The sequence below is a fragment of the Nonomuraea sp. NPDC004702 genome (genome assembly GCF_053601695.1).
Window position 1 is genome coordinate 146528 of record NZ_JBSGCE010000017.1, and the last position, 14420, is coordinate 160947.

Genomic DNA, 14420 nt, shown 5'->3' on the forward strand with positions numbered 1-14420 from the left:
GTCAGGTGGCGGCGAGGATGCGGTTCTGGACCACGCGGCCGAGGCCGTCGAGGGCGACCAGGGCCGTGACCAGGCCGTCGGCGGAGACCGTGCCACCCGCCCAGCTGACCGTCACGTAGTGGCCCATGGCCCGCGCCTGCGCACGGCTGCGGGCGGCGTCGAACGCGGCGTCCTGCCGGACGAAGCCGTCCTTGCCCAGGGCCGCCACCAGGGCGTCGGCCGCGCGCCCGTCGGGCAGGTTGAAGATGGCGAACTGCCCGGCCAGCCCGTCGCCCTCGTACGCCGCCGCCAGCACCTGCGTGCACCCGGACGCCGACGCTCCCCACAACACCTCGTCGCAGTCGTCGTGCTCCTGCGTGGAGACCCGCCGCAGCGCGCCGAGCGTCTGCGTCTCAGCGGTGAAGACCTCCTGCGCGGTCAGCGGCGCGGCGTCGGCCTGACGGGAGTCGACGGCCGCGTAGAAGGCCGAGGTGGGCTCGCCCCGGAAGGCGGCCGGCCGCGGCTCCCCCGAACGCAGCCACAACCACCCGGCCACGGCGACCGCCAGCACCCCCACGGCCACCCCCGCCACCACGACCACACGACGGGACATCACGCACCCGCCTCCGCGAACCCCACCCCGACGCGGGACAGCAGAGCGGCACCCCCGACGCGGGACAGCACGACCGCACCTCCGACGTGGGTCATCAGGGCCGCTCCCTTGATCGCGGCCGCCCGAGGCGACGTCACGAGGCCGGGCCTGTGATCGCGACGACGCGGCGGTAGACGGACTTCTCGGCGCCGCGCAGGGCCAGGGTGACGGAGACGAAGTCGTCCCGGGCGGTGGGGTCGAGGCCGTCGGTCTTGCCGAGCCAGACGAGGCCGACGTAGTGGCCGAGCGCGTAGCCGCCGCCCTCGGAGTAGCCGCCCGCCGGGAAGGCCGCCTTCGACGAGGTCAACGGCCGTGCCCAGCCGCCCCGGTAGAGCGTCTTGAGGGATTCGACCAGGTCGCCGGCCGACTGGCCGTCCTTGAGGTTGAGCAACGTGTACTGGCCGACGTAGCGACCGTCGGAGCTGACGTACAGGCCGCGGGCCGCCTGGAGGCAGTCGGCGTCGGCCACCTTCTCCAGCAGGGCCGTGCCCCACAGGGCGGCCGAGCAGTCGGCGTCGATGCGCTTGGCGGCGAGCTTGAGCGTGAGCTTCTTGGAGACCGCGAGCTCGCTCTGCCCGAACACCTCCTTGTCGGTGAGCTCCCGGCTGTCCTTGGCCCGGTCGGCCAGGGCCGCGAACAGCTTGGGCGAGCTCCAGCCCTGGTAGGACATGGGCATGGCGGCGTCCGGGCCGAGGACGGCGGCGCTGGCCTCCCGCTCGGGGGCGTAGTCGCCGAGCGAGCCGACGACCGCCACCAGCCCCGTCGCGCCCGCGACGACGCCGATGACCGTGGCGATGATGACGATCAGCCGCTGCTGCTCCGGACGCAGGCCCCATTCGGTGAGCACCGGGAACTGCCAGTCGGAGCGCGGTGTGCGGCGCCGTTTGCGTGACCCGGAGCCGGTCGGGAACTCGGCGGACTCCCCGGTCCTTCCGGACTCCGCGGACGATCCCGACGCCCCGAACGCGGCGAAGCCCTCGGCTGCGTCGTCGGGCCCGCCACCGTCCGCGGGGGCGCTCCGGCGTCCCGGACGGGACTGCTCGCCGCCGTCGGTGGCCGTGCTGCGACGGCCCGTACGGGCGGCCTCCGCCAGGTCGTCCATGCTCGCGGCCCAGACGGAGTCGTCGTTGTCCGGCGCCCGCCTCCTCCCGCGAGCCGTCTCCCCACCGTCGTGGGCGCGTCTCCCCCGGGACGCCTCTCCGCCCTCCTGGGCACGCCTGCCCCGGCCGGACTCCGCGGCTGCCTGGGAACGTCTGCCCCGCTGGGAACGTCTGCCGCGCGGTGCGTCGGCGTCGTCGGCGGGCGTGGACGCCTCCGGCGCGGCGGGCTGCGCGGCCCATCCGGCATCGGAAGCCGGGGACGCGGGCCGATGACCGTCACTCCGCTCACCACGAGCCGCCCACTGAGCGTCGGACCCCTGCACATCACCACGAGCCGCCCACTGCGCGTCCGACCCCTGCGCGCCGGAGCCGGCGGGCCACTGCGCGTCCGTGCCCTGCGAGCCGGAACCAGCAGGCCACTGGGCGTTCGAGCCCTGTGAGGCGGCGGAACCAGCAGGCCACTGCGCGTCGGACCCCTGGGAGCCGGAACCAGCAGGCCACTGCGCGTTCGAGCCCTGAGAGGCGGCGTGACCAGCGGGCCACTGCGCGTTCGAGCCCGGTGACCCGGAACGAGCCGCCCACTGTGCGTCGGAGTTCTGAGGGGCGGGTTGAGAGGGCCAGGAAGCGTCGGGCCCCTGGGGGACGGGTGGGCGGGCGGCCCAGCCCGCGTCGGCGGGCTGTGGGGGGCGGGCGGCGCGGCGGGCCGCCCAGAGGTCCTGTCCGCCGTCGCCACCGGTCGCCGGCTGCTCGGGGGCCGCGGCCTCAGCGGCGCGAGCAGCGGAACGGCGACGAGCCCTCCCGGACCCCGCGCCACGCCCGCCACGCGAACCACCGGCTCGCCCGCCGCCCCCGGCCCCGCCAGCAGCGCCGGGCGCGCCAGGAGCACCGCCGGAACGACCGGAAGCGTCATAGGCCCCAGGACCACCACCGGAACGACCGGAACCGTCATAAGCCCCAGGACCACCACCGGAACGGCCGGAAGCGTCATAGGTGCCAGGAGAACCGCCATACCCGCCGGAAGCGCCGTCGGTGCCCGGAGTGTTGGGGCCGGTGCCGGAGGGGTCGGCGGAGTCGCCGGAGCGTCGTCCCGATCTCACAGTCCTGACGCCCCGATCAGGTTGCCCAGCCCGTACGTGATCCCCGCGGCCACCGCGCCCACCACGAGCTGACGCAACCCCGAGTACCACCAGCTGCGCGCCGTCACGGCGGACACCAGCGCGCCCGCCCCGAACAACGCCGCGCACGACACCACGGCCGACAAGGTAAGCCCCTCGACTCCGAACAGGTACGGCAGGAGCGGCAGCACCGCCCCCACACTGAACGACAGGAACGACGACACCGCCGCCACCTTCGGCGAGGGCAGCGCGCCGGGTACGACACCCAGCTCGTTCTGGGTGTGGATCTCAAGGGCCCGCTCGGGATTGCGGGAGATCTGCCCGGCCACCGCCGCGGCGAGGTCGGGCTCCACCCCCTTGTCCACGAACGACTGAGCCAGCTCGGCCAGCTCCGCCTCCGGGTTGCCGGCGAGCTCCCGCTGCTCCACGGCGATCTCGGCCTGGGCCAGTTCGCGCTGGCTGGCCACGGAGACGTACTCGCCGCCCGCCATGGACAGGGCCCCGGCGGCCAGCCCGGCCACGCCGCTGAGGGCGACGACCTTGGTGGTGGCGGTGCCGCCCGCGACACCGGCGATGAGCGCGAAGTTCGACACCAGGCCGTCCATCGCGCCGAACACCGAGGGCCGCAACCAGCCCCCGCTGACGTCGCGATGGCGATGGTGGATCTCCGCGCCGCCGGTCATCGCGGGTTCTTCTCCTTCGTCGCGGCATCGTCGTCCGCGTCGGTGTCGGAGGGTTCGGCGGGCTCAGCCGGTTCGCCGGGCTCGACGGGCTCGGCGGCCACGGCGGCCGGCGCGTCGGACGAGCCGGGATCGGCCTGGCCGCTCTCGTGCGCCGGATCGACCGCCAGGTCGAGCGGCACGACCCGCTCCTCGGTGTCCTTGTTCCTGGTCAGCCAGAGGTAGACCAGCGCGCCGACGAACAGCACGATGGACGTCCACTGGTTGAGCCGCAGGCTGAGGAAGGTCACCGCGTGGTCGACCCCGCCGACCGGGTCGATGCGCAGGCCCTCGATCCAGAAGCGGCCCAGCGTGTACCCGGCGACGTAGAGGGCGAACAGCCGCCCGTGCCGCAGCGCGAACCGCTTGCCCGCCAGGATGAGCAGGAAGCCGAGCGCGACGTCCCACAGTGACTCGTACAGGAAGGTCGGGTGGTACAGCACGCCCGGCTCGCCGCCGTGGTCGACGTCGATCTCCAGGCCCCACGGCAGCGTGGTCGGGCCGCCGTAGAGCTCCTGGTTGAACCAGTTGCCCCAGCGGCCGATGGCCTGTGCGAAGGCGATGCCCGGCGCGACCGTGTCGGCGACGGCGCTCATGGAGATGCCGCGCTTGCGCACGGCCCACCACACGCCGACGCCGCCGAGCGCGATCGCGCCCCAGATGCCGAGCCCGCCCTCCCAGATGAACAGGGCCTGGTACGGCTCCTTGATCGCACGGCTGCCGAAGTAGGTCTGCCAGTCGGTGATGACGTGGTAGAGCCGGCCGCCGATCAGACCGAAGATCACCGCGGGGACGGCGATGTCGATGATCGTCCCCTTCTGGCCGCCGCGGGCGACCCAGCGCCGCTCGCTCAGCCAGACGGCGACGACGACGCCGAGCACGATGCACAGGGCATAGGCCCGGATCGGGATGATTCCGAGATACCAGACCCCCTGGGAAGGGCTGGGAATCGAGGCTAGGGGCATGTCAGGTGAGGGTAGCGCAGCCTGCGGCTACTTGGCGGCCTTCGTGACCGCATCGCGAAGTTGCTGCGGCGAGAACGCCGCCTCGCCGATGCTGGTGCCGTTGAGCTTCACGGTGGGCGTGCCCTCGATCGACTGCGCCGACATGATCTTCGAACTGTCGGTCAGCACGGCGGGAGCGTGCTTCTGGGACGTGACGCAACTCTCGAAATCGGGCGAGGTGACCCCGGCCTCCTTGCCCCACTCGACGAGCTGGTCGGTCTTGAACCCCTCGACGGTCTCGGCCGGCTGGTTCTTGTAGATCAGGTCGTGGAAGGCCATCCACTGCTTGCCGTCGGCGACGCAGCGGGCGGCCGCCGCCGCGCGTACGGAGTTGCCCTTCGTCGGCTCCCTGGAGAAGATCGTGATCGGGTGGAAGACGACCTTGGCCTTGCCCTCGGCGGCCAGGTTCTTGAAGGTCGAACCGCTGACCCGCTCCAGCTCCTTGCAGACCGGGCACTGGAAGTCCTCGTAGATGTCGACCACCGGCTGCGTCACGCCCGCCTTGGCCATCACGGCGCTGCCGTCGGGCTGCAGGGTGATCGGCGCGAGGTCGGCCCCGGCCTGCTCCGACTTGGAGGAGCTGATCGACCACCACGCGCCGAGGCCGACCGCGGCCACCGCGACCACGGCCGCCGTGGTGTAGGTCACCAGCTTCTTGCGCTTCTCCTGGGCGCGGGCCGCCGCCTGCTGCTCCCGGATCTTCTCGCGCGCCGACATGTTCCCGTCAGACTTGGTGCGCTGCGCTTTGCTCATCCTCGATCTCCTCTTCGTCACCTGTGTCCTCCACGGCACCCGCCAGTCCGAGCGCCCCGTCGAGGGCGAACCGTCCCGGCGGGAAGCGGGCCGTCCATGCGCCGAGCAGCACCAGGCCGAAGTCGCGCAGGATGTCGAGCAGGTAGGCCGGCTCCTGTCCTGTCTCCAGCTGGCCGCCACCGCCGAAGCAGCCGCAGTCGATCCGCAGGCCGTGCGCCCAGGCCCAGGCGATGCCGAACACGAAGGCGAACATGAGCAGCGCGGCGATCACCGCTGCCACCCTGGTCAGCAGACCGACGACCAGCAGCACGCCGACGACGATCTCCAGGATCGGCAGGACATAGCCCACCATCTCGGCGATCGACTCGGGCAGCAGCTGGTACGCCTTGACCGCGACCACGGAGTCGGACGGATTGCCGATCTTCAGCGCCCCCGCCGCGATCAGCACGCCCCCCAGGATCAGCCGGGCGACGGTCGTCACCCAGGGTATCGCCGATCTGCCGTTGTGTGACGGTTGTGACGCGGCCACGGGTGATCTCCTCTTTCTCTGCGCCGGGAATGCGCACAGTACCGGGACATCATCTGATCACGCTCGGGATAAGCGTCGGCTAAGGCAGAGTCCCGTTCATGAAATGGTAGGAAGTCCACGATACTGCTGCGCCCGGAATTCGCTCGGCGGCAGACCGGCGCGGCGGGTGAACAACCTGGTGAAATAGGCCGGGTCGTCGTAGCCGACGCGCCGGGCCACGGCGGCGACCGGCAGGTCCGTCGTGGCCAGCAGGTCCTTGGCCCGGTTGAGCCTGATGGACAGCACGTAGTCCTTGGGGCTGCACCCGGCCAGCCGGCGCACCGCGCGGCGCAGCTCGGTCAGCGGCATGCCGAGGCGCCTGGCGTGCTCGGCGACCGGCACCGGCAGGCACGCGTCCCTGGCCAGCCCGGCCAGCACCGGGTCGCCGTAGGGGTCCTCGTCGGCGCGGCTGCGCCTGAGGGCGACCAGGACCTCGTGCACGATGGCCGAGGTCTCCACCTCCAGGTACGGGCCGCCCCTGCGGCACGCCTGGGCGATGCGGCCGATGGCGTGGGCGGCCGGTTCCGCCGTGGTGAGCGGGGTGACCGGGTTGCCGGCGTCCACGAAGCCGAGGTCCTGGTAGGCGGTGGCGGCGGGGCCGGTGAAGTCGACGAACCACTCGTCCCAGCCGGCCTCGTCGGGCGCGTAGTGGTGGCGTACGCCGGGCAGGAGCCAGATGACGGCGGGCGCGACGACGTCGACGACGGGCCCCTCCCCCTGGGAGAACCAGCCGCGGCCCGCGGTCACCAGGACGGCCACGTGGTGCTGCAGGGTGCGCGGCCCGACCGTGGGCAGCCGCCCCTCCTGCCGCCCGACGCCGAGGCACACCAGACCGAGCCCGCGATGGGCGGGCCCGGGGGTCAGGTACTGCATCCACTTGTCGTAGGGCGGGGTCATCCGGTCTCCGCGGGTGAGTCCAACAGGTTGTCTGGGTTTGTCCATGGCCGTTGACCTGCGGTCTTGGCAGGGTTGCGGGGCGCGAAATCCTATCGGAGGAACAGTTATGGGTATTTTCTCGGTCGAGAACGGAGTGTTCCGGCTCGACGGTGCCGAGTTCAGGGTGTTGTCGGGCGCCATGCACTACTTCCGGGTGCATCCCGGGCAGTGGCGGCACCGGCTGGCGATGCTGCGGGCGATGGGGCTGAACACCGTCGAGACGTACGTGCCGTGGAACCTGCACGAACCGCGCATGGGCGAGTTCCGCCGGATGGAGGAGCTGGGCGCGTTCCTGGACGCGGCGGCCGAGGAGGGGCTGCTGGCGATCGTCCGGCCGGGCCCCTACATCTGCGCCGAATGGGACAACGGCGGCCTGCCCGCCTGGCTCACCGGCCGGATCAGGACCTGCGACCCCGAGTACCTGGGCCACGTGGACCGCTACTTCGACCGGCTGCTCCCGCAGGTCGTCGAGCGGCAGGTGACCCGCGGCGGCAACGTGATCATGGTCCAGGTGGAGAACGAGTACGGCTCCTACGGCAGCGACCTGGCCTACCTGCGCCACCTGGCCGACGGCCTGACGGCCAGGGGCGTCGAGGTGCCCCTGTTCACCTCCGACGGCCCGGCCGACTGGTACCTGACCGGCGGCACCCTGCCGGGCGTGCTGGCCACGGTGAACTTCGGCTCCGACCCCGACCGGGCGTTCGCCGCGCTGCGCGAGCACCGGCCGGACGACCCGCCGTTCTGCATGGAGTTCTGGTGCGGCTGGTTCGACCACTGGGGCCACAAGCACATGACCAGGGACGCCGGTGACGCGGCCGCCGTCCTGGAGCGCATCCTTGAGCTTGGCGCGTCGGTGAACCTGTACATGGCGCACGGCGGCACCAACTTCGGCACCTGGGCGGGCGCCAACCAGGCCGGCGAGCGGGCGATGGGCGACTGGCGGCCGACCGTCACCTCCTACGACTACGACGCGCCGATCGACGAGCGCGGGGCGCCCACCGAGAAGTTCTGGCGCTTCCGCGAGGTGTTGTCGCGGTACGCGGGCGAGCCGCCTGCGGTGCCGCCGGTCCCGGCCGTGCTGCCGCCGGCGACGTTGCGGCCGGTCCAGTCGGTGTCGCTGGGCGACGCGCTGGAGGCGGTGGCGGGGCCGGGGACGAGCGCGCCGGTGCCGCCGTCGTTCGAGGAGCTGGGGCTGGAGCACGGGCTGGTGCTGTACCGGACGGAGGTGCCGGGGCCGCGCGGCGCGTACCGGCTGCGGCTGCCCGGGCTGCGCGACCGGGCGCACGTGTTCGTGGACGGCCGGCTCGCCGGGGTGTTCGAGCGCGACGCCGAGGAGCCGGAGGTGACGGTGTCCGGCCCCGCCACGGTGGAGCTGCTGGTGGAGTCGATGGGACGGACGAACTACGGGCCGCTGACCGGCGAGAGCAAGGGCCTGACCGGCGGCGTCCTGCACCACCAGCAGTACCTGAACGGGTGGAGCGCGCGGCCGATCCCGCTGCAGGACGTCTCCGCGGTGCCGTTCGCCGACGGCTCGCAGGCCGGGCCCAGGTCGTTCTTCCGGTTCATCCTGGAGGTGGACGAGCCCGCCGACACGTTCCTCGCGCTGCCCGGCTGGGGCAAGGGGTATGTCTGGGTGAACGGCTTCTGCCTGGGCCGCTACTGGGACCGCGGCCCGCAGCGCACCCTCTACGTCCCGGCCCCGCTGCTGAGCGCCGGGACGAACGAGATCGTCGTCCTGGAGCTGGACCAGGTGGGCCCGGCCCTGGAACTGCGCGCGGAGCCCGACCTGGGCTGACCCCCGCGGCACGACATGACGAAAGGCGCGCCCCCGCTCGGGGGACGCGCCTTCGTGATGATCGGGACAGCCCGCAGAGGGCTCAGCGGCGCACGCCGCGGGCCATGTCGCCGGCCAGCGCCATGATCGACTCGCGCCCGGCGGCCTCGTCGGGCGCGTCGAGGATGCGGCGGATGAACGCCGACCCCACGATCACGCCGTCGGCGTAGCGGGCCACCTCGGCCGCCTGCGCGCCCGTGCCGACGCCCAGGCCCACGCAGACGGGCAGGTCGGTGTGCGCGCGGGTGCGCTTGACCAGGCCCTCGGCCGCCGAGTTCACGCTCTCCCTGGCGCCTGTGACGCCCATCAGCGAGGCGGCGTAGACGAAGCCGGTGCAGCAGTCGACCACGGCCTTGATGCGCTCCTCCGTGGAGCTGGGCGCCACCAGGAACACCGTGTCGATGCCCGCGTCGGCCGAGGCGGTGCGCCACGGCTCGGACTCCTCCGGCGTCAGGTCGGGCGTGATCGTGCCCACGCCGCCCGCGTTGGCCAGGTCACGGGCGAACCGGTCGGCGCCGTAGCGGTCGATCGGGTTCCAGTACGTCATGACGAGCGTGGCGGCCCCCGTGGCGGCGACCCCCTCGACGGTGCGCATCACGTCGGCGATGCGGGTGCCGTTGAGCAGCGAGCGGTGCACCGCGTCCTGGATCGTCGGCCCGTCCATGAGCGGGTCGGAGTAGGGCAGGCCGATCTCGATGACGTCGCAGCCCGCCTCGACCAGGGCCGCGGCGGCGGCGATCGCGCCGTCCTTGGACGGGAAGCCGGCAGGCAGGTAGCCGACGAGCGCGGCCCGGTTGTCCGCCTTCGCCTTGGCGAAAACCGTCTGAAGAGTCGTCATGTCTGTCCGTTTCGAAGGTCGAGTCCCACCATGATGCCCTGCCGCAGGCCGTCGTCCGGTCACCCGCGCCGCGCTGCCGGGGGCGTCAGAGGTTGAAGTACTTCATGGCGGTGCCCATGTCCTTGTCGCCGCGCCCGGACAGGTTGACCAGGATCGTCGAGTCGGGGCCGAGCTCGCGGCCCAGCTTCAGCGCGCCCGCCAGCGCGTGGGAGGACTCGATGGCCGGGATGATGCCCTCGGTCCTGGCCAGCAGCGAGAACGCCGCCATGGCCTCGTCGTCGGTGACGCCGTGGTAGGTGGCGCGGCCGGAGTCCTTCAGCCAGGCGTGCTCGGGGCCGACGCCCGGGTAGTCGAGGCCGGCCGAGATCGAGTGGGACTCGATCGTCTGGCCCTCGTCGTCCTGGAGCACGTACGTGCGCGAGCCGTGGAGCACGCCCACCGAGCCGGCGGTGAGGGTGAGCGCGTGCTCGCCGCTCTCCAGGCCGTGGCCGGCCGCCTCGTAGCCGTGCAGGGCCACGCCCTCGTCGCCGATGAAGGCGTGGAAGATGCCGATGGCGTTGCTGCCGCCGCCGACCGCCGCGCACACCGCGTCGGGCAGCCCGTCGGTCAGCTCCAGCATCTGGCGACGGGCCTCGACGCCGATGATGCGGGCGAAGTCGCGCACGATCTCGGGGAACGGGTGGGGCCCGGCGACGGTGCCGAACAGGTAGTGGGTGGTGTCGACGTTGGTCACCCAGTCGCGGAACGCCTCGTTGATGGCGTCCTTCAGCGTCTTGGAGCCGTTGTGGACGGGCACCACGGTGGCGCCGAGCAGCTTCATCCGGGCCACGTTGAGCGCCTGGCGCTCGCAGTCGACCGCGCCCATGTAGATGACGCACTCCAGGCCGAGCAGGGCGGCCGCGGTGGCCGTGGCCACGCCGTGCTGGCCTGCGCCGGTCTCGGCGATCACCCGCTTCTTGCCCAGGCGCCTGGTCAGCAGCGCCTGGCCGAGCACGTTGTTGATCTTGTGGGCGCCGGTGTGGGTGAGGTCTTCCCGCTTGAGCACGATGCGCGCGCCGCCGGCCTCCTGGCTGAAGCGCGCGACGTCGGTCAGCGTGGTCGGCCGGCCGGCGTAGGTGCGCAGCAGGTGGTCGAACTCGCGCAGGAACTCGGGGTCGGTCTTGGCCTTGTCGTAGACGGCGGCCACCTCGTCGAGCGCGGGGATCAGCGCCTCGGGCACGTAGCGGCCGCCGAAGATGCCGAACTTGCCGTGCAGGTCGGGGTCGTTGCCGTACGCCGCGCCGCCGGCCAGGTCGGCGGCGCTGAGGATGGAGCCTTCGTTAGCCACTGCTATCCCTCTGCTGAGTGGTCGGGGCGCGTCGACGGGTGAGCGCCGGCGGTCACCAGCGCCTCCACGGCCTTGCGCGGATCCTTGCCGGTGACCAGGCTCTCCCCCACCAGGACGGCGTCGGCGCCACCCCTGGCGTAGGCGAGCAGGTCGTGCGGGCCGCGCACGCCCGACTCGGCGATCTTGATCACATTATCCGGGATCTTCGGCGCCAGCTTCGCGAAGACGTCGCGGTCGACCTCAAGAGTCTTCAAATTACGCGCGTTGACCCCGATGACCCGCGCCCCGGCGGCGACCGCCCGCTCCAGCTCCTCCTCGGTGTGCACCTCGACCAGCGGGGTGAGCCCGATGGACTCGGCCCGCTCGATCAGCGACACCAGCGCCTCCTGCTCCAGGCAGACGACCATCAGCAGCGCCAGGTCGGCGCCGTGGGCCCGGGCCTCCCAGAGCTGGTAGGAGGTGAGGATGAAATCTTTACGCAGGATGGGGATGTCGACGCGGGCGCGGACGGCCGCCAGGTCCTCCAGGCTGCCGCCGAACTTGCGCCGCTCGGTCAGCACGCTGATCACGTGGGCGCCGCCGGCCTCGTAGTCGGCCGCGAGCGCGGCGGGGTCGGCGATGGCGGCGAGCGCGCCCTTGGACGGGCTCGACCGCTTGACCTCGGCGATCACCGAGATCCTGTCACCCCCGAGGGCGGCCATCGCGTCTCTGGGCCCCTGGGCCCGCTCGGCTCGCCGCTTGAGCTCGTCGATCGACACGGCCTGCTGACGTGCGGCGAGATCGGCGCGCACCCCTTCGAGGATGTCGTCGAGGACACTCGGTCCTTCCGTCCGCTCACTCACGCGCTTGGGGTCCCTCCGGTTGACAGTGGGGGTGGCAGAGAGTTCGCCTCGCGTCCGCTCTCGGCCTTGTCCTGCGATGGTATCGGCCCCACCGGGGTCACCTCGCCACAGGGCCCGTACTACGGCGCGAGGAACGCCCCGAAGGGGAGGTTTCGGACGACCCAGTAGACCATCACGACCCCGAGGAAGGCCCACAGCCACGCCGGATGGGCCAAAGTGGTGCGCCGCGGCCTGCCCTGCCACGCCCGTACGACCCACCGGCCCCACCAGAACAGCAGGAACGGGATCATGGCGACGGCCAGCGGATTGAGCCCCAGGGCGGCCAGCGGGTCGAGGTGGGCCAGCGCGTGGATCGTGCGCAGCGTGCCGCAGCCCGGGCAGTAGAGGCCGGTGACCCACAGGAACGGGCAGGTCGGGTAGTGGCCGGGCTGGTTGGGGTCGACCACGCCGACCACGCCGAACACGGCCCCCGCCGCGGCCGCAACACCGAGCGGCGCGAGCAGGCCCTTCAGCCGCCCCGTCCCCCGCCGCCCGGTTGTTGCGATGTCCATGCCGTCAGTATCCCAGTCCGTCAGTACGAGCCGTAGCTGCTCGTCGAGGCGGCGAGCAGCACGAACACCACCACGTAGAAGATGATGAGCAGGACGATGGCGATGGCGCCGAAGATCAGGCTGCGCTTCCACCAGGTCTTGGCCTCCTCGGCCGCCTGCATGGCGCCCTGGATGTCGCCGACCTGCCACTTGGAGTTGACCTGCGACGACTTCACGATCGCCACGATGCCGAGGGGCAGGCAGCAGAACAGGGTGGTGAGGATCGCCGGGACCAGCTGGTTGTCCGGCGGGGTGCCGCCGCCGCCGGGGCCGTAACCGCCACCGGGGTAGCCACCGGGCGGCTGCCCGTAACCGCCGCCAGGGGGCTGGCCGTAGCCGCCACCGCTCGGGGGCTGCTGGCCGTAGCCGCCACCGGGGGGCTGCTCACCATAGCCGCCGCCACTCGGGGGCTGCTGGCCGTAGCCGCCGCCGTAACCGCCGCCGCTGGGCGGCTGCTGGCCGTAGCCGCCACCACCGCTCGGCGGCTGCTGCCCGTAACCGCCGCCGGGCGGCTGGGCGCCGTAACCGCCGTCGCCCTGGTTTCCGTAACTCATGCTCGTGACTCCTCATGTCGTCAGCGTGAAGCGAGTTGCGCGCGGCAGCCTAGCGATAAAGCATTCCCTACGTGGACTAACGCCCACGTTGCGGACAATTCGTAATCACACCGCAAGCGGGGCGTCACGCTGCGCCCCGCCCGTTCACGAGTAGTCGCTGACGGAGGCCGCCGAGCCGATGCCGATCAGGGTCAGCCAGAACCCGCCGAAGAAGATCCAGAACAGCACGAACAGCACGACCATGATGTAGGAGGTCACCAGGCCGCCCATCGCCATGCCCTGGCCCTCCTCCCCCGTGCGCTTGATGCGGTTGAGCGCGATGTGGCCGAGGACGACGCCGACGATGCTGGTCGCGCCGCAGGTGACCAGGCCGACGATGCCCAGGATGAGCGAGGCCACCGCCATGCCGTTGGTGGAGCGGGGCTGCTGCGGGGCGCCGTACTGGCCGTAGCCGGGCTGGCCGTAGCCCTGCTGCCCGTAATTCTGCTGGCCGTAGCCCGGCTGGGCGTAGCCGCCGCTCGGGGGCTGCGGCTGCTGGCCGTAACCCAAAGGCTCCTGGGGGTAGCTCGGCGGCTGCTGGTTGTAGCCGTAACCGCCGCCGCTGGGCGGCTGCTGGTTGTAGCCGCCGCCACTCTGCGGCTGCTGGCCGTAACCGCCACCGCTCTGCGGCTGCTGGCCGTAACCCCCGCCGTGCTGGGGCTGCTGGCCGTAGCCGCCGCTCTGGGGCTGCTGGCCGTAGGCCGGGCCCTGGCCGTAGCCGCCGCCGGTGGGCGGCTGCTGGCCGTAACCTCCGCCGGGGGGCTGCGCGCCGTGACCCCCGCTGCCGCCCTGGTCCCCGTAGCTCATGAGCTGGCTCCTCTTGTCTTTTGGCGAGTTGCAACGGCAGCTTATTGAGAAAACGTTTGCCAAGCAGACAGAGGTTCAGAACCGTGGAGATTTCGTAACTACCGACCTCAGCGGGGTTCCGGGGACTCCGTGGGGTCGTCGCCGCGGTCGAGGGCGTCCCACAACTCGCGGTCCTCATGACCCCTGCGGGCCGTGGCCGCGACCGCGCCCGGCCTGTCGCCCGCCCGCTCGTCCGTCGCGTCAGCGGCCCTGTCGTAGCGCGACGACATGCCCGCCCACCTGCCGCCGCGCACCGCGGCCAGCACGCCGCCGGCCAGGAGCAGCAACGCGCCGAGCCCGGCCACGACCGGCCAGCCCGGCACCGGCTCCCAGGGCAGGCCGGCCACCGCGCGGACCGCGTTGTGCTCGCGCAGCCAGCCGGTCACGGTGGCCGAGGCCAGCCCCGCCCACGTGCCCGCCGCCGCGCCCGCGCCGCAGAGCGCGACCAGCGCGCCGACGACCCGGCGCCCGGCGCCCTTGGTCGCCAGCACGGCCACCACGCCCGCCAGCCCCGCCAGCGCCAGCGGCGAGAGCACGGGGCTCAGGTCGCCGCCGGTCGGCGCGACCGCGTCGGCGGCCTGCGCGCCGAGCACCCGCACCCAGACCTGACCGGCCGCCAGCAGCACCAGGCAGCTCCCCAGGACGGTCAGCGCCAGCCACGCCCACAACTCGCGCCGCCCGTTCCCGGAGCCCTTGCCGGAAACCTCACCAGACGTCATGCCGG

At 72.4% G+C, this 14420-nt stretch carries 15 protein-coding genes; 1 reads left to right on the plus strand and 14 read right to left on the minus strand.

The window, feature by feature from the left end; all coding sequences use genetic code 11:
- Position 1: 1 nt before the first annotated feature.
- The 7 genes from ACWEJ6_RS22665 to ACWEJ6_RS22695 all read right to left on the minus strand — a co-directional run bounded on the left by ACWEJ6_RS22665 (position 2) and on the right by ACWEJ6_RS22695 (position 6787).
- Positions 2-592 (minus strand): hypothetical protein, encoded by a 591-nt coding sequence (locus tag ACWEJ6_RS22665; RefSeq protein WP_452425948.1) that lies wholly within the window; start codon positions 590-592, stop codon positions 2-4.
- Positions 593-725: 133 nt separating this feature from the next.
- A complete protein-coding gene (locus ACWEJ6_RS22670; protein ID WP_387666552.1) occupies positions 726-1733 on the minus strand; it encodes a hypothetical protein in 1008 nt (335 codons plus the stop codon).
- A 1091-nt stretch (positions 1734-2824) separates the two neighbouring features.
- Positions 2825-3529 (minus strand): VIT1/CCC1 transporter family protein, encoded by a 705-nt coding sequence (locus ACWEJ6_RS22675; protein ID WP_387666550.1) that lies wholly within the window; start codon positions 3527-3529, stop codon positions 2825-2827.
- Complete coding sequence (lgt, locus tag ACWEJ6_RS22680) at positions 3526-4530, minus strand: prolipoprotein diacylglyceryl transferase (RefSeq protein WP_452425951.1); 1005 nt, start codon at positions 4528-4530, stop codon at positions 3526-3528. Before lgt ends, ACWEJ6_RS22675 begins: the two co-directional genes overlap by 4 nt.
- Before the next feature lie 27 nt (positions 4531-4557).
- Positions 4558-5322, minus strand: coding sequence for a DsbA family protein (locus ACWEJ6_RS22685; protein ID WP_387666545.1), 765 nt, complete (start codon positions 5320-5322; stop codon positions 4558-4560).
- The gene (locus ACWEJ6_RS22690) at positions 5294-5803 is read right to left on the minus strand and encodes a MauE/DoxX family redox-associated membrane protein (protein WP_358293865.1); all 510 of its coding nucleotides are present in this window, start codon (positions 5801-5803) and stop codon (positions 5294-5296) included. The genes ACWEJ6_RS22685 and ACWEJ6_RS22690 overlap by 29 nt, the downstream gene beginning before the upstream one ends.
- 144 nt (positions 5804-5947) lie before the next feature.
- Entirely contained in the window at positions 5948-6787 is an 840-nt protein-coding gene (locus tag ACWEJ6_RS22695; RefSeq protein WP_387666542.1) for a helix-turn-helix transcriptional regulator, read from the minus strand.
- A 106-nt stretch (positions 6788-6893) separates the two neighbouring features.
- Between ACWEJ6_RS22695 and ACWEJ6_RS22700 the strand changes: the two genes are divergently transcribed.
- Positions 6894-8621, plus strand: coding sequence for a glycoside hydrolase family 35 protein (locus tag ACWEJ6_RS22700; protein ID WP_452425954.1), 1728 nt, complete (start codon positions 6894-6896; stop codon positions 8619-8621).
- An 82-nt stretch (positions 8622-8703) separates the two neighbouring features.
- On the opposite strand, the gene trpA is transcribed toward ACWEJ6_RS22700, so the two are convergent.
- The 7 genes from trpA to ACWEJ6_RS22735 all read right to left on the minus strand — a co-directional run bounded on the left by trpA (position 8704) and on the right by ACWEJ6_RS22735 (position 14415).
- Positions 8704-9498, minus strand: coding sequence for a tryptophan synthase subunit alpha (gene trpA / locus ACWEJ6_RS22705; RefSeq protein ID WP_452425956.1), 795 nt, complete (start codon positions 9496-9498; stop codon positions 8704-8706).
- An 85-nt stretch (positions 9499-9583) separates the two neighbouring features.
- Positions 9584-10807 (minus strand): tryptophan synthase subunit beta, encoded by a 1224-nt coding sequence (gene trpB, locus ACWEJ6_RS22710; RefSeq protein WP_452425976.1) that lies wholly within the window; start codon positions 10805-10807, stop codon positions 9584-9586.
- Between the two features lie 20 nt (positions 10808-10827).
- A complete protein-coding gene (gene trpC / locus ACWEJ6_RS22715; protein WP_125630391.1) occupies positions 10828-11667 on the minus strand; it encodes an indole-3-glycerol phosphate synthase TrpC in 840 nt (279 codons plus the stop codon).
- Between the two features lie 119 nt (positions 11668-11786).
- Entirely contained in the window at positions 11787-12218 is a 432-nt protein-coding gene (locus ACWEJ6_RS22720; RefSeq protein WP_387666536.1) for a DUF2752 domain-containing protein, read from the minus strand.
- 20 nt (positions 12219-12238) lie between these two features.
- Positions 12239-12811, minus strand: a complete 573-nt coding sequence (locus ACWEJ6_RS22725) for a CD225/dispanin family protein (RefSeq protein ID WP_357968152.1) — start codon at positions 12809-12811, stop codon at positions 12239-12241.
- A gap of 144 nt (positions 12812-12955) precedes the next feature.
- Positions 12956-13657 carry a DUF4190 domain-containing protein gene (locus tag ACWEJ6_RS22730; protein ID WP_364331303.1) on the minus strand — a complete coding sequence of 234 codons (702 nt, stop codon included), beginning with the start codon at positions 13655-13657 and terminating at the stop codon, positions 12956-12958.
- 107 nt (positions 13658-13764) lie between these two features.
- Positions 13765-14415: a TIGR02234 family membrane protein gene (locus tag ACWEJ6_RS22735; RefSeq protein WP_358293875.1), complete on the minus strand. Its 651-nt coding sequence runs from the start codon at positions 14413-14415 to the stop codon at positions 13765-13767.
- Positions 14416-14420 lie beyond the last annotated feature (5 nt).